Origin of the sequence: Pedobacter roseus (assembly GCF_014395225.1) — a bacterium.
GTDB classification, from domain to species: Bacteria; Bacteroidota; Bacteroidia; order Sphingobacteriales; family Sphingobacteriaceae; genus Pedobacter; species Pedobacter roseus.
In genome coordinates this window covers 4,005,746-4,025,020 of the sequence record NZ_CP060723.1, presented here as the reverse complement: position 1 = coordinate 4,025,020, position 19,275 = coordinate 4,005,746, and the positions used below count along the sequence as shown (strand labels likewise).

General features: G+C 36.7%; 16 protein-coding genes. 4 read left to right on the top strand and 12 right to left on the bottom strand.

Annotated features, from left to right (window positions below; translation table 11 throughout):
- Positions 1 to 17: 17 nt before the first annotated feature.
- The 7 genes from H9L23_RS16455 to H9L23_RS16425 all read right to left on the bottom strand — a co-directional run bounded on the left by H9L23_RS16455 (position 18) and on the right by H9L23_RS16425 (position 10,731).
- The gene (locus H9L23_RS16455) at positions 18 to 1,433 is read right to left on the bottom strand and encodes a RagB/SusD family nutrient uptake outer membrane protein (RefSeq protein WP_187591420.1); all 1,416 of its coding nucleotides are present in this window, start codon (positions 1,431 to 1,433) and stop codon (positions 18 to 20) included.
- Positions 1,434 to 1,444: 11 nt separating this feature from the next.
- Complete coding sequence (locus tag H9L23_RS16450) at positions 1,445 to 4,357, bottom strand: SusC/RagA family TonB-linked outer membrane protein (protein WP_187591419.1); 2,913 nt, start codon at positions 4,355 to 4,357, stop codon at positions 1,445 to 1,447.
- Positions 4,358 to 4,648: 291 nt separating this feature from the next.
- Positions 4,649 to 6,553, bottom strand: a complete 1,905-nt coding sequence (locus tag H9L23_RS16445; protein WP_223190988.1) for a 7TMR-DISM family protein — start codon at positions 6,551 to 6,553, stop codon at positions 4,649 to 4,651.
- 63 nt (positions 6,554 to 6,616) lie between these two features.
- On the bottom strand, positions 6,617 to 7,921 hold the full coding sequence (locus tag H9L23_RS16440) for a sensor histidine kinase (protein WP_187591418.1): 1,305 nt from the start codon (positions 7,919 to 7,921) through the stop codon (positions 6,617 to 6,619).
- A gap of 136 nt (positions 7,922 to 8,057) precedes the next feature.
- Positions 8,058 to 8,735 (bottom strand): response regulator transcription factor, encoded by a 678-nt coding sequence (locus H9L23_RS16435; protein ID WP_025145709.1) that lies wholly within the window; start codon positions 8,733 to 8,735, stop codon positions 8,058 to 8,060.
- A 57-nt stretch (positions 8,736 to 8,792) separates the two neighbouring features.
- Positions 8,793 to 9,992, bottom strand: a complete 1,200-nt coding sequence (locus H9L23_RS16430) for an aspartate aminotransferase family protein (protein ID WP_187591417.1) — start codon at positions 9,990 to 9,992, stop codon at positions 8,793 to 8,795.
- Positions 9,993 to 10,008: 16 nt separating this feature from the next.
- Positions 10,009 to 10,731, bottom strand: a complete 723-nt coding sequence (locus H9L23_RS16425; RefSeq protein ID WP_187591416.1) for a LytR/AlgR family response regulator transcription factor — start codon at positions 10,729 to 10,731, stop codon at positions 10,009 to 10,011.
- Between the two features lie 581 nt (positions 10,732 to 11,312).
- Here H9L23_RS16425 and H9L23_RS16420 point away from each other — a divergent pair.
- From H9L23_RS16420 to H9L23_RS16405, 4 genes are read left to right on the top strand one after another with little or no spacing between them, the layout of a single operon-like run.
- Entirely contained in the window at positions 11,313 to 12,083 is a 771-nt protein-coding gene (locus tag H9L23_RS16420; protein ID WP_187591415.1) for a GLPGLI family protein, read from the top strand.
- Positions 12,083 to 12,847, top strand: coding sequence for a GLPGLI family protein (locus tag H9L23_RS16415; protein WP_187591414.1), 765 nt, complete (start codon positions 12,083 to 12,085; stop codon positions 12,845 to 12,847). Before H9L23_RS16420 ends, H9L23_RS16415 begins: the two co-directional genes overlap by 1 nt.
- Positions 12,847 to 13,392: a hypothetical protein gene (locus H9L23_RS16410; RefSeq protein ID WP_187591413.1), complete on the top strand. Its 546-nt coding sequence runs from the start codon at positions 12,847 to 12,849 to the stop codon at positions 13,390 to 13,392. Before H9L23_RS16415 ends, H9L23_RS16410 begins: the two co-directional genes overlap by 1 nt.
- Entirely contained in the window at positions 13,374 to 15,488 is a 2,115-nt protein-coding gene (locus H9L23_RS16405; RefSeq protein ID WP_187591412.1) for a TonB-dependent receptor, read from the top strand. The genes H9L23_RS16410 and H9L23_RS16405 overlap by 19 nt, the downstream gene beginning before the upstream one ends.
- A 51-nt stretch (positions 15,489 to 15,539) precedes the next feature.
- On the opposite strand, the gene H9L23_RS16400 is transcribed toward H9L23_RS16405, so the two are convergent.
- The 5 genes from H9L23_RS16400 to H9L23_RS16380 form a co-directional block, all read right to left on the bottom strand.
- Positions 15,540 to 15,980 carry a hypothetical protein gene (locus H9L23_RS16400; RefSeq protein WP_025145707.1) on the bottom strand — a complete coding sequence of 147 codons (441 nt, stop codon included), beginning with the start codon at positions 15,978 to 15,980 and terminating at the stop codon, positions 15,540 to 15,542.
- A gap of 7 nt (positions 15,981 to 15,987) precedes the next feature.
- Entirely contained in the window at positions 15,988 to 16,644 is a 657-nt protein-coding gene (locus tag H9L23_RS16395; RefSeq protein WP_187591411.1) for a hypothetical protein, read from the bottom strand.
- A 33-nt stretch (positions 16,645 to 16,677) separates the two neighbouring features.
- Positions 16,678 to 17,238, bottom strand: coding sequence for an RNA polymerase sigma factor (locus H9L23_RS16390; protein ID WP_025145705.1), 561 nt, complete (start codon positions 17,236 to 17,238; stop codon positions 16,678 to 16,680).
- 114 nt (positions 17,239 to 17,352) lie between these two features.
- Positions 17,353 to 18,309 carry a transketolase family protein gene (locus tag H9L23_RS16385; protein WP_187591410.1) on the bottom strand — a complete coding sequence of 319 codons (957 nt, stop codon included), beginning with the start codon at positions 18,307 to 18,309 and terminating at the stop codon, positions 17,353 to 17,355.
- A 91-nt stretch (positions 18,310 to 18,400) separates the two neighbouring features.
- The gene (locus H9L23_RS16380) at positions 18,401 to 19,246 is read right to left on the bottom strand and encodes a transketolase (protein WP_025145703.1); all 846 of its coding nucleotides are present in this window, start codon (positions 19,244 to 19,246) and stop codon (positions 18,401 to 18,403) included.
- Positions 19,247 to 19,275 lie beyond the last annotated feature (29 nt).

Here is a 19,275-nt window from a genome sequence, read left to right as displayed (position 1 = left end):
CTCTGTTTTTATAGAAATTAACGTACGTTAGGATTTTTGTCTAATTCATCCTGTGGAATCGGGAAATATAATTTTGAAGTGGTAAGGTTATAGTTCAGGTTTGCTCCTGTACCATCAACCTGTGCATTCATTACCGGAATTACCCTGTTTGTTCTTAATAAATCGAACCAACGGTGACCTTCGAAAGCCAATTCTAAACGGCGTTCGTTTTCAATTGCTAAACGCATTGAAGCCTGATCTGTCGCGGTAGTAACGCCAAGATTAACACGGTTGCGGATCTGATTAACAAAAGGTGCTGCTGCCGACCAGCCCGATGCACTTAATTCGTTCAAAGCCTCAGCTTTTAATAAAATGATATCGGCCAATCTTAAAATATAGTTATCCGATTTATCGTCTGCACGGTATTTATTGATGTATGGGTAGCTTGTTTTAGACCAATACGAATCGCTCCAACCCTCTGATACTACATTGTTAAATTTAATGCTCGAAGCTTTACGGATGGCATCACCAGCATCATCATAAGCTTTTGCCAAGCTGTTGGTAGGGGTGTTAAACCTTTTCCATCCTGTTCCAACCAATACACTCGGCATCCAGTTTCCGTGTAAACCTCCGTAACCATCGTATTGCATTTCCCAAATGGCTTCTGAATTGTTTTTATGGTTAGAATCCCAAAGGAAATCGTAGTTTGCTATTAAAGAATAACCACCGCCAATTACTGCATCGCAATATGTACTTACTTTAGTCCAATCGGGTGTAGGTTTACTTGCATATACTTTAGCCAAAAGTGCATTTGCAACACCTTTGGTCATAATGCCTTTGGTAGGACCAGCAACACGGGCATTGGCTGCACCATACTCCAGATCGGAAATGATCTGTGTATAAATGGCATCAACACTTGCTTTTGCCGGATAAAATTCAGCATCGGTTGTAGGTACTTTAACCACCAAAGGAACGGAACCCCAGGTTCTCACTAAGTTGAAATACATGTAAGCCCTTAAAATGCTGGCTTCTGCAAGAATCTGTTTTCTGCGGTCGCCTGCATCAAGCTTGGCATCTACAATGTTCGGAACGTTTGTTAAAATTAAGTTACAGTTTTTAATATCACTGTACAAAGCATTCCAATCTCTTCCTACGTTGCCGTTTGTAGAGATTACGGTAAATAAATCCAGTTGGATGTTAGCCGGGTTATCTCCACCTGCATAAGCATTATCCGATCTTACATCACCATTGGTCATGTAATCCCAGATGTGGAAATCGTTATACATCCCGTCGTATGCACCCTGAATTAATTTCTCCGCTGCCGCTGCATCTGCAAAAGCTACATCAGGACCTACCTGCGTAATGGGAGTTTGATCTAAGAAATCTTTTTTACAGCTGCTCAATGCCAAAGTAATGGTACCCGCTGCGATTAATGAATATATTTTAAGTTTCATTGTTGTCTGAATTAAAAGCCTACGTTAACACCAAATAAGAAAGTTCTCGACTGAGGATAAGTACCATAATCGATACCCATTGCCGGTCCGTTGGCCGAGTTTACGTTAACCTCCGGATCAAAACCTGTGTATTTTGTAAAAGTTAATAGGTTGTAAGCCGATGCATATAACATTACTTTGCTCATTTTAAGTTTACCTAAAGTGGCTGCACCAAAATTGTAAGATAATGTGGTGGTTTTTAAACGCAGATAAGAACCATCTTCAACAAAACGACTAGAAGTTAAGGTGTTGCTGGTATTATCTTTAATTGCTCTCGGAACATCAGTGATCTGTCCTGGTGTGGTCCATCTGTTTAGCACCACAGCCGATTGATTTTTAGAATCGTTCATGCCTTCCAGTTCCATTCTGGATGCATTGAACATCTGGTTGCCCTGAACACCCTGGAATAAGAAGTTTAAGCCAAAGTTGTCAAAAGTAAAAGTGTTGTTAACACCATAAGTGAATTTAGGCTGTGCCGAACCGATAAAAGTTCTGTCATCTGCATTAATTGTTTTATCGCCATTTAAATCCTGATAAACGATATTTCCGGTTTGAGGATCTACACCGTTTGAAACATAACCATAAAAACTGCCTAACGGACGACCTGTAACCACTCTGATAGCAGCATCACGCTCATAAATATCACCGAAATTAATCGAATTCACTTTATCACCTAAGCTGGTTACTTTATTGCGGTTTAAAGAGAAGTTGATGTCTGTTGTCCAGGTAAACTTATCTTTTACAAAGTTTTTGGTGGTTAAAACAAACTCTAAACCTTTATTTTCCATATCACCTACGTTTGAAGCGATACTGCCAAAACCGATTGAATTTGGTAAGGGCTGGTTAATTAAAAGGTCTTTTGTTTTCTTTAAATAAGCATCAGCAGTGAAAACCACGCGGCTGTTGAACATCGATAAATCTAAACCGATATTGGTTTGTGTGGTTTCTTCCCATTTCAAACCAGGGTTTGGCAATTGAGAAAATACATACGATCCCTGTGTGGTTGGAGTGTACAGTTCTAAGTACGAATAATCTCCGATACCTTCATCGTTACCTACTTTACCCCAGCTCGCCCTTAATTTTAAATCGTTGATTGATTTAACATCTTTTAGGAAATTCTCGCCGGAAATTCTCCATCCAACTGATGCAGAAGGGAAATAACCATATTTATTTTGTGGACCGAAACGTGATGAACCATCAGCCCTGAAGTTGGTGCTGAATAAATACTTACTGTCGTAAGCGTAAGTTAAACGGGCTAAATAAGAACGTTTAGACCAATCTGATGCAGTTGGCAGTTGCGGAGGAATTGAAGTGCCATGATCTAATAGCTGACCATTTGCACCAATGAAATTCTGCTCGTTATAGCTTAACTTGTAATATTTAGATTCTTGTAAAGTCATACCGCCTGTTGCAGTGAAAGCATTTTTACCCCAGTTTTTGGTATAGTTTAAAATGTTTTCGTTTAACCAAACATGGTCGGTGCTGAAATTAGAATTGATAATCCCTTTTTGTGTCCTTCCATAATCTGTTGAATATGGATCTAAAAAGTATGAATATCTGTTGTCGTTGTTGTTTGTACTGATGCTCGATTTGAAAGAGAAATCCTGTGTGAATTTAATTTCAGCAGCAAAAGCACCTAAGAAACGGAAATTCCTGTTCCTGTTTATTGCAGCGTTTGCATTGGCCACAGGGTTTTCTGAGCCACCTTTGTAAGGGTTAAAGGCATAAGTACCATTAGCAGCATAAACACCAATGGTAGGGGGCGTGGTTAATGCCGATAAAATGGTTCCGCCTCTTGCCACGTTAGCATTATCGCTTACATCTACTGAGTTATTTTGGGTAATAGCCGCATTACCAGTTAATTTTAACCATTTGGTAATGTTTTGTGAACCGTTAAAGTGGATAGTATATTTATCCAGTTTGGCTGGCGATACCACACCTTTATCTTGTTGATAACCTGTTGATAAGGAGTATTGACCACCCTTAACACCTCCGGAAATGGATGCCTGATAGCTGTTCTGCGTTCCTGTACCGAATGTTAGGTCTTGCCAGTCTGTGTTTTGATTACCCAAACCATTGGTATCATAACCCAATTCTTTCATCAGGGAGATATATTGATCTCTGTTTAACACATCCTGTTTTTGCCAGAGGTTAGAAAAACCTGTAAATGCATTAAAAGTTGCACGAATTTTGTCCGATGATCCTTTTTTGGTGGTAATCAGGATTACACCATTAGCACCGCTCGATCCGTAGATTGCAGCAGCTGAAGCATCTTTTAAAATCGTCAAACTTTCAATATCTGTAGGGTTTAAGAAACTCGCATCGCGGGAAGTTACCCCATCAATAACATACAGCGGACTGTTAGAAGCATTGATCGAAGTATTACCACGAATGGTAACTGATACGCCCGATCCTGGTTTTCCTGATTGTGAAGAAATCTGCACACCAGCAGCTTTACCCTGGATGGCCTGCAGGGGATTGGTTACAGGTTGATTCTCGATATCTTTAGAAGATAAGGATACTACAGCTGTTGTTAAATCTTTTTTGGTCGTAGTACCATAACCGATTACCACCACCTCATTTAGCTGTTGGTTGTCGTCAGATAGGGTAACGTTTACAGTTGTACGGCCACTTACCGCTTCTTCTATTGTTTTATAACCAATAAAAGTAAATTCTAAAGTTGAGTTTTGAGGAGCGCTGATCGTATATCCTCCGTTATCTGCAGTAGAGGCGCCCTGGTTAGTTCCTTTCACCTTTACAGATACACCGGGCAATGGTAATCCTTGCTTGTCTTTTACCAAACCTTTTACGGTAATATTCTGTGCCATACTCAGAGAGATACCACAGAGAATACACACCATAAGCAATGTAAACTTTTTTCTCATAATTTTGCTCTTGATTAATATTATATGCCGTAAAGTTAACACCAGATTAATGTTAAATACAAGTATTTTGAATGTTAAATTTTGTGTAACTGCCTGATATTTAGATTATTGTGCTAGTTTCGATACGCTTTAGTACCGTTAATGAAAAGGCCGTTTTAATGCTGATAATCAGCCTTTAAGTGGTCTGGATAAGTAGTGCTGCGGTTGCGGTTTGATACGCTTAAACACCCTTTCCTTTTTTATGGAAAAAACCTCAAAACAAACAAAATTGTGACGGATTAAAGGGGGTAATTACTCGATTACAAGCTGACTCCAGCCGTTTTTGGCTGATTTTTTCAAGGTTTTCTTCCGGTCATCCATTACTTTTTTAATGCGCGAGCCGAATGTCCAGCAGGTACTTTGCCTAATGGAGAGCAATTCTGCTAATTTATGAGAGGAGATTTTTCCTTTTGAAGAGTAAATCAGAAAAATCATATAAAATGCTTTATTAATCGGAATACGGGTATTGTGGAAAATGGTATAGGTCGTTACCGATTCTTCATAACCACATTTACTGCAACGGCGGCTATGCAAAATGTGCCCTGCAAAATAATGGTCGTTACTGCATTTACGGCAGTGGTAACCAGTGCTCCATTTTAGTTGTGCCAAAAACTCATAACAGGTTTCTTTATCAGGGTAAATTTTGCTGAATTCTTCAAAATCTACTTCGGTAGACATTACCCGATCTCTGGTTACCTTTTCTACACTGGTTTGGAGTTCTTCATTATCATGCTCCAGCAGCACGTTCATCCGCGAAATTTCTTCTGCCTGTTGTTGTAACAGCGCATTGGCCTCTTCCAAAGCCTGGTTTTTGCTCTCAATAATTAATGATTTGTGGTAAACCTCTCGGGTGCGTTCTTCAACCTTGCTCTCGAGTTCCTGGTTGATGCTGTCTTTCAATTTGGCATTTACGGCCATTTGCCTGATGATTTTTTGCTGTGCTTTATCCTTTTTTACTTTAAGGATCCTAACTTTATCACCAATGGCAAAGGATAGAAAAATCATTTCGAGCACAAAGCAGAAACTCAGACTGTAATAACTAATGGCACCAAAATTTAGCCAGCCAATGCCAAGCATAATCAGGAATTTCAGCATAAAGCCTGCAAATAAGAAACTGTAACCCAATACAAAGAAACGGGCAGGTTGGTAGCCTTTTCTGTAAATGTAAATTCCGGTAAAAAAAGCAACGGATAGTGGAACAGCCTCGATAAATTTATAACTGAACAGTGTTTGATTAAACAGATAACAATAAATAAAAAAGATGATCCTGCAAACAATGATGCCGATAATAAAATGATTTAATTTTGGAGCTTTTGCTTTAACATATAAAAGCTCACGGGTAAAAAGCAACGCGAAGATACTGGTGGCACACAATGCAAAAGCATAGGCAACCTGATTCCAGGCGGGGGCATTAGGCCATAAATATTGATAGGCAATGCCATCGGTACTCATTTCGAAAAAGCCGACGCTTAAATTATAGAGTACATAATAGAGGTATTGCTTTTGCCTGATGGCAATAAACATAATAAGGTTATAGAAACTGAAAACCAGGATCATCCCGTAAAAAATACCGAAATAGAAATACTCATCTAAAGCATAAGAAATAAACCAATCGGTGGTTCTTAATACGATAATGACATCGGCAATTTGAGAGGAATTGATCTTGAAATAATAAGTCTGTATTTCATTTCCTTCGTTTTGCAGCGGAATTTCGAAGTTTTTATGGTGGATCAGCCGCTTATCGAAATTGTTGGCATCACCCAGGTTTTCGACAGTATATTTTTGATTGGCCTGAGGAATGTAAGCGGTAATGTGATCGATCGTTTGGTCGAAAAATTCCAGCAGAAAAGGTTTATCTGCCTTGTCATTCTGTTTAATTTTAATCCTGAACCAATAGGTTTTGTTAAGCTGTTTGGTTTGCGGCGTACTGGTTAAACTTGCTTTAAATTTTTGATCGAATGCACTGCTCTTAATCTCATCGAATGTGTACCGGTTACCGGCATCTTCCAGTACCTCAATTTCTTTAAAAGTAAAGATATGCTGAGGCACAGAATCCTGCATTTCTACTGTTTTCTGTGCTTTCAAGCTTGAAACAGAAAAGAATAACAGGATAACAGCGAAAAAGGGAAAACGCATTAAATAAGTTGATGCCGGCATGATTTGCAAAGGTACAAATTTGTAATGATGTGGTATCAATCAGGTTATCAGGCGAATTTCATTTTAAAAAATTAACGAAATGCTTGTCCCTGCGTTTTCTGCGGATTTAATGTCAACTTTGATTTTGTGGAATTTGGCAATACTCTGAACAATAGCCAGGCCTAAACCGAAGCCATTTTCTTCACTATTTCCTCTTTTAAAGCGGTCGAAAGCATTTTCTACAAGTTCGGCACTCATACCTGAACCCGTATCACTGATGGTGAGTATGTAATTTTCAGCCTCTGTTTTATCGGTAATGGTAATTGAGCCGCCTTCAACATTGTATTTGATCGCATTATTAATAATGTTGATCAAAAGTGTGTGTATTAAGGCCTTATTGCCTGTGAAATGGAAATCTTTGGTGAGATTGGCCTGGTAAGTGATGTTCTTATCTATAATGCGGTCTTCCAGGTCTTCGTGAATATCTGTTATTTCCTGTTTGAGGCTGATTTCTTCGGTTTTTAAGTATTGATTGTTCTCTACTTTTGAAATCAGTAATAAACTATTGATTATCAGCTTTAAACGGTTTAATGTTTTTAATGAAGCGTAAATTTTATTTTCATGCTCTACCGGAATATTGGGAGTATTGAGCATATTCTCAAACCGTGTACTTAAAATGGAGATGGGTGTAAGCAATTCGTGTGAAACATTGGCAATAAACTGTTTTTCTAAGGCGAAAAGTGTGTTTATTTTTCGCATCAAAGAATTGATGCTGTTATCGAGAATTTTAAAATCGTTGGTGCTGGTTGGGATATTCTGATAATTGTAATGGGAGGGATCATCAACGAGGTTGATTTTTTTATCAATGATGAGGTAAAATGGTTTCAACAAGAAATTGGAAAAGGTAAAGTCGGCAACCAAAGTAATGAGCAGGGCAGCCACCAATACAATCAGCATGTAAAAACGGATTGAATTTTTAATCGACTGGAGGGTAGTCATCGTTTCTCCAATTTCGAGGTTATACCAGTTGGTATGATAGGAAAATTTATAGTTAAGGATCCGATAGACTTCTATATCGCCTTCAATTTCTCTTTTTTCGGTAAAAACCTTGGCACTGGAGTCTTGCTGACTATCGGGAATGTCGGTTAAAACAATAAATTCTTCCTTTAAAATGTTATAATCGGTAAATGATTGTTGTTTATTTAAAAGACTATCGATCTCATCATCATTTAAATGCTCGATAATTTTATTTTTCTTTTTTATTAAGCGGTTATCGAGCTGGTTATAGGCTAATCTATCTAACGAAAACAAAATGATTGCACCCAAAACCAGGATGATCGCAATTTTGGTTACCGCATTATATAAAGAAAATTTAACCTGTAACTTCATTTAGATGGATGATGTTTGATGTAATATGGATGAGGATTCATTCGTTCATTAGTCATTTGTTCATTGGTTGGTTAAACGGTTAACTGTTTAAATCGGTTAATTGACCCTAGCCGCCAAACGCACAACCCAAAACGCACTAACAGTTAATCCTATATCCTATACTTCTTACTGTTTCAAACCAATCAGTAGGACTTAATGCAGCCAGTTTTTTACGTAAATTTTTAACGTGCACATCAACAAAGTTCGAATCAGAATTCACTTCTAAAATATCGCCCCAAACGTGTTCGGTTAAGCTCATGCGGGATACCACTCGGTTTTTATTTAGCACCAGGTAGTTGAAGATCTCGAATTCTTTTTTGGTAAGGTTTAATCTTTCTTCGCCAAAAGCAACAGTTCTGTTCTGGATGTTAAGCAGAAAATCGTGGACGTTGATCTCATTTTTCTCCAGCTTGTGTTTCCTGCGTGTAATGGCATGCATACGCGCCAAAAGCTCGTTCAGCGAAAATGGTTTCGGCAAATAATCATCTGCACCTTCATCAAGGCCTTTAATACGATCGTCTACCGCACTACGGGCTGTTAAGATGATTACGGCATCATCACGGTCTTTCGTGCTTTTTAGCTGCTTTAAAATATCAAAGCCATCGCCATCAGGTAAGCCTAAATCGAGTAAAATGAAATCGTAACTGTTAACAAATATCTTTTCTTCTGCAGAAGATTTTTTCCATGCATGTTCAACAATAAATCCTTCTTTACTCAAGAATTCATCCATTTCAAGCGCCAGGCTCTTTTCATCTTCAACTATGAGTACGTTCATTTTAATTAATGTTTTTTATCGTTATAAGCTTAAATCTTAATCTTTCAGCTTTGGTCTTTATGCTTTAGTCTCTAAAACTAAGTTAATATTTTTTAAGATGATCGCACAGGCTTCCTCAATTTCTTCTTTCGTGATGATTAATGGAGGAGCAATGCGCATGGAGTTGCTGCAATGTAAAAACCAGTCGGAAAGTACACCATCTAAAATACAGGCATCAATAATTTTTTTGTTGGTTTCAAAATTTTCGAATTCAACAGCGAGCATTAAACCTTTTCCTCTAATTTCTTTAATGGCCGGGTGTTTTAAAAGTTGTTTAAACAACTGGCCTTTTTCTTCAACCTCATCAACAATGTGATGATCAACTAAGGTTCGTAAAGTGGCCAAACCAGCTGCACAACAAACCGGGTGACCGCCGAAAGTAGTCATGTGGCCCAAAATTGGTGTATGAGACAATACCGACATAATTTCCCGCGAACTGATAAAAGCACCAATTGGCATTCCGCCACCAATTCCCTTCGCCAAAAGCAATACATCAGGTATCACATTATAATGTTCAAAAGCAAACATTTTACCGCTGCGGCCAAAACCTGATTGTATCTCGTCGAAAATTAATAAAGTTCCGGTTTCATTACATTTTGCCCTTAAAGCCTGCATATAACTTAAATCGGCCACACGGATTCCGGCTTCACCCTGAATGGGTTCGATAAAAACAGCTGCAATTTCTGTGGTGATTTTTTCCAGATCAGCGATGTTATTGTGCTCGATGAAACTTACATGGGGCAAGAACGGACCATAGCCAGATGAATAAAAATCGCTTTCCATTAAACTTTCCGCGCCCTGGGTACTGCCATGGTAAGCATTTTTACAGGCAATAAAACCTTTGCGGCCGGTATAACGTTTGGCGAGTTTCATGGCGCCTTCTACTGCTTCTGTTCCAGAATTTAAAAAGTAGGTACAACTTAAACCAGGCGGCAGAATATCGGCAAGGGCCTTGGCAAAATTTACCTGTGGGCTTTGCACATATTCGCCATAAACCATCAGGTGCATGTAGGTTTCTGCCTGTTCCTTAATCGCTTTAACTACAGCAGGGTGGCAGTGGCCAACATTGCTTACACCGATGCCGGCAATCAGATCTAAATGTTTTTTATCTGCAGAATCATATATATAAACACCTTTTGCCCTAACAAATTCGAGCATAAGTGGTTCGGGAGAGGTTTGTGCATTGTGTTGTAAAAACAACTGACGTTGGGTAAGCATGCACAAAAGTACGGAATTAAGAAAGATTCTTATTCTTCTTCGACATCTTATGATAAAAATCCAGAAACTTTCTTCCAATAGAAATCCTTAAACCATTATTCAAAATGACGTATGATCTTTCTAAAGTTGCAATCTGGTTTTCAGCAATAGCGAAAGACCTATGGATCTGTGCGAAACCTAGGTTGGCAGGTAATAGCGCTAAAACATCTGAAAAGCTTGATCTTGAAAAAACTATATCTTTCTCTAAATAAACTTTAATCAATCTTTCCTGAGCCTCTACAGCATAAATTTTATCCAGTTTGATTTTTATAAATTTGTTTCTTTGCTCAGTACTTTTTAGCAAAATGAAATCATTTGCTTTTTCTGTTTGCGCTTTTGCATAACCTGAGAATATTTTTTTTATGGCTTGATCAAATTTTGTATAAGAAAATGGTTTTAACAAAAAAGCATCTGCCTCTAACTCATAAGAATGAATAGCATAATCAGCATGAGCCGTAACAAACACCAGTTTATGGGTTTTATGCCTGATTAATTTTGCCACCTCAAGGCCGTTCATAGTTGGCATTTCAATATCAAGAAAGATGATATCAACCGGTTTTTTAAGATTTTCAATTTCCCGGAGTGCCGCATCAACATTGATATATGATTTCAATAGTTTGAGCTCTGGCTGAGCAGCAATGTAATCAGTTATAATTTCTAAAGCTGAAAATTCATCGTCAATGGCAAGGCAGGTATACATATCCCTAAATGGTTAAATGGTTAATTATTTTATTCGGGGATGTTTGATCCTAAATTAATAGTTCATTTTCAATTTAGCAAATGGATAGGATTTAAGAGAACATGAAAATGGTCGTTCATGTTGTTTAGATGGTTGTTCATGTTGCTTGGATGGTAGTCGGTGCAGAAAATTTTATTTTAGTTTTTTTTAGGGGAGGTTTGAGGAACAATTAATCAAATAATTAACCTTAAATCTTAAAAAAAATGAAGAAAATTTTAGTTGTAATGATGATGTGCTTGATGAGTGTTGGCGCATTTGCAGAAAAGGGATATTTAGGCGTAATGTACATTATTCAGTTGTAGATGAAGATGGTGGCGCGGTTTGGGGACCTGCTGATGTAACATCTGATACATGTGAACATGCAGTAAAAACTGCAAGGTACTTTTATTTTTTAGCTACCGGAGATAGTTCAGTTTTTTAATTGTGAAATCAAGTCTTAAGTAAGTAGTTCGTTTACGTTTCAATTCACTACGACAGTTTATCATCAACTAAGTTGTAATTTATTGTGATGTAAGCGAACTAAATTGGTTGTTAAATATTATATGGTGTTTAAAAAGTGTTTATTAAATTTTTCCCTTCTAATTTTTCTGCTTTATTCGTTCTGTGCAAAAGCACAAAGAGGAACTGTTAATTACAAATTGACAATCAATGAGAAAAACCTTGGTAAAAAGATGGAACAGAATCTAATTATCTATTTTGATAAGTTAAATTCTGTAGAACTGAGGGTTAAACCAAAAAATCCTGCTGGTAATATTCCCATTGATGATTTAAATCAAGTTAAAGTACTTAAGTCGGGAAAACCAACCTTTGTGTTCAAAGACTTTTCGAGAAAAAAATTATTATTGTCTGATTATGTTGGTACTAAAAAAGTAATATTAAAGGATACTTTGAATAATTTTAAGTGGAAAATATTAAAGGAAAAGAAGAAAATAGGAAGCTTTAATTGTATAAAAGCAGAAACTGCATTCAGAGGAAGATTATATGAGGCCTGGTATACGGAAAATATTCCTATTCAAAATGGACCATGGAAATTTTGCGGTCTGCCTGGCTTAATTGTTATGGTTAGAGATACAAAATCTGATTTTGTATACGAATTAACAGGTATTGATCTAAATGCAAAATTTGAAAATAAAATAATTGGCGTTCCTGTAGCCTATGAAAAAGACAAAGTTGTTACTTATAAGGAGTTTAGAATTTTGTACAAGAAAAAACTTGAGGATTATATTAGGCTATCTAGAGTTGAACAAACCACACCAGATGGGATTACCGGGACGATAAACATACATATGCCCGAAAAACAGGAAAAATTTTAATGGGTAAAATAATTCAAATTACTATAGTTCTCTTGTTCCTTTCCATGGGGTTTTTACAAGCTCAGCCCAAAGGAACATTAAATTATAAGGTAACTATAAAAAATCAATTTGGTGATAATGAGGTAAACTACATTATCTATTTTAATGGAAGGAAATCAATAGAGCTTGGTGTCCCTACAAAACAATTTTCAACAACAGAAAAAATCTCCGAAACAGAAATTCATGAAAATAGGGTAATCAAATCCAAAAAACAATCTTTTATTTATAAAGATCTACGATCAAAAAAACTCATCCTAGGTGAATCAATCATGTTTAAAGAGTTTTTAATATCTGACACCTTAAACAATTTCAAATGGACGATAATGTCAGAACATAAAAAGATCTTAAACTATACATGTACAAAGGCTACAGTAAATTTTAGGGGAAGAAAGTATACTGCTTGGTTTGCCGAGGATATTCCATTGCAATTTGGCCCATGGAAATTCGGAGGGTTGCCTGGCTTAATCGTTAAAGTAAATGATTATGAGGGAAAATTCGATTATGAATTAACAGGCATAAATCTAAAAGCAAAATTTGATGATAAAATTATACAAATCCCATCTGAATATATTAAAGACCAATTCATTTCTCATCAACATTTTATACAGATATTAAACAAAAAAATAGCTGATTATGCCAAAATGAGCAAGGTTGTTCACACGAGTAAAGATGGTTCTTATGGTTCAGTTACTATTATTCTGCCTGAAAAACAAGAGAAATTTTAATGATTAGGTACATCATTGTTTTGGCTTCCCTTTTTTTTTATAATATAGTTTTTGGCCAAACTATTCAATTGATTGGATCTGTTAAAGCAGATAATGAAAAAATTCCCTCTGCTTCAATTCAACTTAAAACTTTCGGAAATGAAGACCTCTTAATTTACGTTTTTTCTGACGAAGAAGGAGAGTATAAAGTTAGCGGCCAAATAGATCAATCCGATAAATTTCTTTTGATTGCAGCGTACATTGGCTACAAAAGAGATACATTGATTATTACGCGTAATAATCTGATAAAGCAAGCAATATTCAAACACAATTTCTCGCTAACAGAAGATAAAAAGCAGCTTGATGAGATTTACATCAAAGCGCCCAATCCTGTTCAGGTTAATAATGATACCACTGCTTATAATGTTCAGCGTTTTACAAGTCCTGAAGACCGTAACCTGGAAAGTGTAATTAAAAAAATGCCTGGTATGGAGGTAAATAAAGATGGCACTATCTTTTTTAAAGGTAAAAAAATAAGCAAGTATTATTGGAAGGAGATGATTTAACAGGAGAGGGCTACAAGGCCATCACCAAAAATCTTAAACCTGAATTTGTTGAAGAGGTGCAGGCGCTTGAACATTATGTAGAAGACAATCTGCTTAAAGGCATTGTCAATAGCGACGATATTGTTTTAAACCTGAAAATTAAGAATAAACAGGCGAAAAAAATAATAGGTAGTACAGATGGAGGCTTGGGTTCTAATGACAGAAGAATAATTTCAACAAATCTCATCTCTTTTATTGATAAAACAAAGGCTTTTGCTTTTGCCAACCATAATAACCTCAGCACCGAATCGAACCAAAATCCTTTGGAGCTGGTAGACGAGAATAGGGCTTTTATAGGCAATAATCAGATTATCCGGCATCAGGTTGGCACCTACAATCCGTTCGACGCTACTTCATATACCCTTAACAATACCACGCAGGGAAGTGTAAACGCAATAACAAGATTAACGGATCGGTTTAAAATAGGCTACGGCGCATTTTACTTGTGGAATAAATTATATGGACAAACAGCGATGCGCAATGCCTACTTCGGCCAAAATGCTGTATATACCGAAGATAATGATGATAGGACAAGCCTGAGCAAGACTTTTAAAGCTGATTTTAGCGCTGACTATCTTGTTAAAAACAATGCCCGTTTTTGGGCTAAATTCTCTTACAAACAAGTGCCCGAAAGATTTAATAGCACCGCATATTCAATTTACAATAATTTAATTGGCGACAGCGTTCTGCAGAATCAAACTGATTTAAACCGAAATTTTAATGCACAGCTGAAATATACAGTAAAAGTTAACCAAACTACTGCCTATTTAATTTCGGCAAAGATATTGGCTGATGATGTAAGGCAGGATTATGAAACCAATTCTGCACTTTATCAAAGCATCCTAATGTTTAATGGTTCCCAAAAACTAATTCAAAAAGTAAACAACAATAATTTTAAGTTGAAATTAGATTTCGAAGGATTAAAAAGATATAATACCACTTTTTTGTATTTAAATATTGGCAACGAGATTAATGATTTTAAAATTAAATCAGGTTTGTTAGGCCGATACCAAGATGACCAGATTTCGATTGGCGATGCTTATATCAACGATAATATATTTAAGCAAAACCAGACTTATGTTAACGGGAAATACGTGTATGATAACCAGCCTATAAAAATTCAGGTACAGTTAAAATCGACTTTGCAGTTTTTGAGCAACATGGGAAAAGATAGTACTTATATGATTTTAGAACCAAGTTTGAACTTTTCTTATAAATTATCAGATGTACAGCAGCTTTCTCTAGGTTATAATTATAAAAACGTAAATCCACAACCTATTGAATATTATGGAAACTACATCCTAACCGATCTCAGGAGTTTTAATAGTGGTTTAACAAACTTTTATAATTATAATACGCATACGATTGCCATATACTATAATTTAAATGATTTTGCTAACAGTTATTTAAATTTTAATGCCGCTGTAAATGGAAGCTATAGTAAATATGGGTTTCTATATACGAATTTCTTCGAAAATGCTTTAAGTTATTCGCAGAAAGAACCATTTCGTGGTGTAAAAACACTAAGTTCAAATTTTTCTGTCAAAAAGTTTTTTCCGCTATTTTCCTTATCAATTTCAGCAACCTATAGCCCTTCCTATTTAACCTATTATGGTAAAGTAATAAATATGGTAAATGAATATAGTGTTTTTAATCAGAATGCATTATTTAAAATAAATACAGGGTTTAATATACCTGTAAATTTTGGATTGGGAACTGAAATACAGTTTAATTCAACCAGAAGTGAGAGAAAGCAGATTGCAGAAAACAAAGCTTACAAATACACATTTGAGTATAGGTATAAAATCAGTAATCAGATTTTTAACTTTTCATCATACAATATGTATAGAATGAATGGTCAGAATTTTAACTTGATTGATACAGAATTTCAATATAATCCTGCGAAAGGAAATTTTAAATACAGTATTCAAGGGAAAAATTTGGCAAATCTTAAAGCTTTCACCAGTTTGAATATTAGCGAGGTATCTTCTTCAAATTATTCGTCTTCCATTTTGGGTAGGTATATTATGCTAAACGTATCCATGTCGATAAAATAGTCGGTAATACCTTAAAACAAAAAAGACCTACATCACTGTAAGTCTTTTTTGTTATTGCCTTTGCCCACCTTTAAACCTGTTGAGCAGCTCCCGTTTAAAACCTTCCTGAGCTCTGTAAAACTTACCTACCACCTTAATCGGTAAGGAAGATTTAAGTTTGTTGTAATATTTTTTATCCAGGTTGAGGTCTTTTTGTTTAAAATCGAACTCGCTGGTAATTAAACTTTGCACTTGAGCATCCGTTAAATTATCAATTTCTGTTGTTTTACGGAAAGAAATCATTTTTTGCATACGCTCTTTGCGCAGGGCATTCTGCTCTTCCTGCATATCGTTATAAATCGGCCAGAAAATTTTAGCCTCTTCTGGTGATAAATCCAGTTTTTGGGTAAAAAAAGCTATTTTAAGTGATTCTATTTCTTCTGCCTTTGGTCTTTGGGCCAAAAGGGTAGTAGGTAGTAAAAACATTAAAGCGACAAAAAGTAAATTCTTCATTTCTTTATTAATTATTTAATTCCTGAGATAAGTCGTTTGATGAGAAATTACTCAGGATGTAGTTTTCCATTTCTGTATCTGACGCAGAAGTAGTTTTGGCATTTGATAATGTGGTATTTTGAGCTTCTAAATGATCAATGATGGTACTTTCATCAATGTCATATAATAGCTGCTCGTTCACTGCTTCTGCAGATTGTACTTGCTGAACCGTTGCTGTTGATCCATTCTGATAAAAATATACACCAAATGAAGCCATTAAAACAAAACATGCAGCACTTGCATATTTAACAATGTTGCGTCGCCATAAAGGGATAATCCTTGCCTCTCTTTTAGGTTCTGAGGCTGCAATCCTGTCCGTAATCCTACTTTGTAAGGTATCAAAGTAGTTTTCGGGTACTGCAAAAGTATTTTCAGCCTTAGGCATTTCTGCAAGGGCAATGTGGGTTTGTATCCGTTCCGATAATTCTTCAAAATAATTCTGCGGAACTTCAAAATTATTGTCACTTGTTTTCTGTTTTAACTTGTCTAAAAAAACAGCAGAAAAAATGGCCTCATCACAATTTTCGAAATATCCATCAGGAACGGAGAATGGATTACGTTTGCCCATTGCCGCAAGAGTAGGGGCTTCGTTCATCCAATCGTTATTTTCTATATTTTCGTTCATCACAGATGTATGATACAATTAAAGTGAAAAGGTTTAATAGTCTATTTCATCATTTGTAATAAAAGCTTCAATTTTTTTTGCAGCGATGTGAAATGATGCTTTTAAAGCCCCAACCGAGGTGCCTAAAACTTCCGAAATCTCTTCATATTTCATATCATCAAAATATTTCATGTTAAAGATGATCCGCTGTTTTTCGGGGAGGGTGAGGATTGCCTTTTGAAGTTTCAGTTCGAGCTTATCACCATTAAAATAGGATGAAGCAACGAGGTTATCGGCAAGTTCGGATGATACTTCATCCAGCGGCGTATTGTTTCGCTGTTTCTGTTTGTTTAAAAAGGTGATTGATTCGTTGGTGGCAATGCGGTAAATCCAGGTATAAAGTTGAGAATCACTTCTAAACTTATCGAGGTTTTTCCATACTTTAACAAATACCTCCTGCAAAAGATCATCGCAATCATCGTGGTTTAAAACCAGCCTGCGGATGTGCCAGTATATTTTTTGCTGATATTTTTTCAATAACAGGTTAAAGGCTTCATTTCGCGTTCGCTCAACGGCAAACATGGCAAGGATTTCTGAATCTTCAACTTGTTTCATTATATGTAGATTTGAGATGTGATAATTAAGATATGAGACATTAAACATAAGATTAGCTTAGGCACAATGTGTCTCTAATCTCACATCTAATTTCTCATATCTAATGTTTCAAATCTATTTTTTTCTGCCGATTACTTTTTGTACAGCTTCAACAATGTTCACCGCATCTAAGCCATATTTAGCCATTAACTGATCTGGTGTTCCGCTTTCGCCAAAAGTATCATTTGTAGCCACAAACTCTTGTGGAGTTGGCAATTCGGTAGTTAACAAACGGGCAACGCTTTCGCCTAAACCACCAAATTTGTTATGTTCCTCACAGGTAACTACACATCCGGTTTTTTTAACTGATTTTAAGATCGCTTCGTCATCCAAAGGTTTGATGGTGTGGATGTTGATGATTTCAGCATCAATACCCAGTTCCGCTAATTTTTCACCAGCTTCAATTGCTTTCCAAACCATGTGGCCGGTAGCAATAATGGTCACATCTTTTCCTTCGTTCACCATCCATGCCTTACCGATCTCAAATTTCTGATCAGGATCTGTAAATACAGGAATAACCGGACGGCCAAAACGTAAATAAACCGGACCTTCGTATTCTGCAATGGCTAAGGTTGCGGCTTTGGTTTGGTTGTAATCGCAAGGATTAATCACCACCATACCCGGCAACATTTTCATTAAGCCGATATCTTCTAAAATCTGGTGGGTTGCACCATCTTCGCCTAAAGTTAAACCTGCATGAGATGCGCAGATTTTAACGTTTTTGTTAGAATAAGCTACTGATTGGCGGATCTGATCGTAAACACGGCCGGTAGAGAAGTTGGCAAAAGTACCTGTGAAAGGAATTTTACCGCCAATAGTCATACCCGCTGCAATACCGATCATGTTTGCTTCTGCAATACCAACCTGTGTAAAACGCTCAGGGAAATCTTTAATAAAAGCATCCATTTTTAGCGATCCAACTAAATCGGCACATAAGGCAACCACGTTTTCGTTTTTCTTACCAGCCTCATGTAAGCCAGCACCAAAACCCGAACGTGTATCTTTTTTTTCTGTATATGTATATTTCTTCATTATGTTTTTAGATATGAGATATGAGATTTTAGATTTGAGATCGGGCGACAACTTGTGTCTCAAGTCCCATGTCTATTGTCTCAGACCTAGTTTAGTAATCCCCTAAAGTTTCTGGTAACTGCGCTAAAGCTGCTGCTAATTGCTCGTCGTTAGGTGCTGTACCATGCCATTTGTGAGAACCCATCATATAATCTACACCAGCACCCATTTGTGTGCTCATTAAATTTAAGATTGGTTTACCTTTTCCGGTTAAAGTTTTAGCATAATGTAAACCTTCAACAATAGCCTGCATATCGTTACCATCGGTATTGATTACATGCCATCCAAAAGCTTCGAATTTAGCCTGAAGACTATCTAACGAAAGTACTTTTTTAGTAGGACCATCAATCTGCTGACCGTTATAATCTACACTACAGATCAAAGTATCTAACTCATGGAAAGGCGCAAACATAGCTGCTTCCCAGTTTTGACCTTCTTGTAATTCTCCATCGCCGTGTAGGGTGAAAACGTAAGATTTATCGCCGTTTAACCTTTTGGTTAAGGCAGCACCAATAGCTACAGACATTCCCTGACCTAGTGAGCCCGAAGCTACACGGATACCCGGTAAGTGTTCGTGTGTGGTTGGGTGACCTTGTAACCTTGAATCTAGTTTACGGAAAGTTGCCAATTCACTTTTATCGAAATAACCTGCGTGAGCAAGGGTACTGTACCAAACTGGAGAAATGTGGCCGTTAGATAGGAAGAATAAATCTTCACCAATGCCGTCCATGCTGAATTCTTTCTTGTGGTTTAAGATTTCAAAATATAGTGCGGTAAAAAAATCGGCGCAACCCAATGAACCACCTGGGTGGCCAGATTGACATCCGTGAACCATTCTTACGATATCTCGTCTGATCTGAGAGGCAATATCTTCTAGCTCTTTAATTGTATGTTTCATTAAAATAAGAGGTTGTTGTTACATAGCAA